Here is a 1,208-nt window from a genome sequence, read left to right on the forward strand (position 1 = left end):
TAAATTCAAAGTATTTGTTGTCTGGTGAGTATCAATTGTATGATGATGCAATTCCCTTTTTAGAAGGTGTAAAGAGTTTAGGTCTTAAAATAGTTTTAATAAGTAACGCTACAAGAAGCCTTTATAGGATAATAGAGGATTTAGGAATTAAGAAATATTTTGATGGTATCGTAGCTTCTTGTGATTTGAACATTATGAAGCCACACCCCAAAATTTTCTCTTATGCCGTTAAATTAGCAGGAGGTGATGGTATACATATTGGAGATGTCTATGAAATAGACGTACTGGGAGCTAAGAGAGCTGGGTTAGAAGCCTTATTGATAGATAGACAAAACTTTTACTCAGAGATAAAAGAGAAAAGGGTGAACAATCTATTAGAAGCATTAGAGCTAGTAAAAGAGAGGTCGAAAAGTTACTACAAAAGTTAGCTAAACCTCATCCTAACCCAAAATATGAATTAGAGCAATATTTAACTCCTCCATCATTAGTATCCGAAATCGTATGGCATGCTTATTTATCTGGTAATATTGCAAATAAAAGGATATTAGATGCTGGATGTGGTACAGGCATTTTTTGTTTAGCTGTAACTTTGTTGGGAGGATATTGTGTTTGTGTCGATATTGATTTGGAATCGTTAAAGGTTGCTAAAGAAATGTTTAATGAGTTAGGTCTATTAGTGGACTTAGTAAATGTTGACATAAGATTCTTTAAAGCCAATTTTGATGTAGTAATACAAAATCCTCCGTTCGGAGTGGTTAATAAGGGAATTGACATACAATTTCTAATATCTGCTTTCAACAATGCTAAAATAATTTACTCAATTCATAAATTCAATAGAAGAACTAGAGAGATAATCACTAATCTAGCTAAGGAAAGAGGGTTTAAAGTATCTGTAATTACTGAAAAGTATAGGCTTAAGCAATATTATCCATGGCATAAGGAGAGGTTTCATGAGTTTCTCGTTGACGTTTACTTATTTACTAAAATTTTGTAATTCATTATTTAAAATCTTTTCTAATACTTCCAGAACCCCTAGTCCATTTGGCTTAGACGTTATTATGTCAGCTATTTGCTTCACTTGAGGTAAGGCATTATTAACAGCTACTTTTATATCAGCTACTCTAAATAACGCATAATCGTTTTCACTATCCCCTATCGCCACGACCTTTCCATTGAATTTAATTAATTGTTTAAATTTAATTAAGCTT

General features: G+C 32.2%; 3 protein-coding genes. 2 read left to right on the plus strand and 1 reads right to left on the minus strand.

Annotated elements, in window-relative coordinates:
- Together DMP16_RS10015 and DMP16_RS10020 are read left to right on the plus strand one after the other, a co-directional pair.
- Positions 1-428: HAD-IA family hydrolase (locus DMP16_RS10015; RefSeq protein WP_143577202.1), on the plus strand; the 428-nt coding region annotated here is incomplete at its 5' end.
- A gap of 113 nt (positions 429-541) precedes the next feature.
- Positions 542-994, plus strand: a complete 453-nt coding sequence (locus DMP16_RS10020; protein ID WP_306416248.1) for a methyltransferase domain-containing protein — start codon at positions 542-544, stop codon at positions 992-994.
- On the opposite strand, the gene DMP16_RS10025 is transcribed toward DMP16_RS10020, so the two are convergent.
- On the minus strand, positions 974-1,208 hold a 235-nt coding region (locus DMP16_RS10025; protein ID WP_185957864.1), incomplete at its 5' end, for an HAD hydrolase family protein. The two genes, DMP16_RS10020 and DMP16_RS10025, sit on opposite strands and share 21 nt — an antisense overlap.

The organism is Sulfolobus sp. B1, assembly GCF_007050195.1.
GTDB lineage: Archaea > Thermoproteota > Thermoprotei_A > Sulfolobales > Sulfolobaceae > Saccharolobus.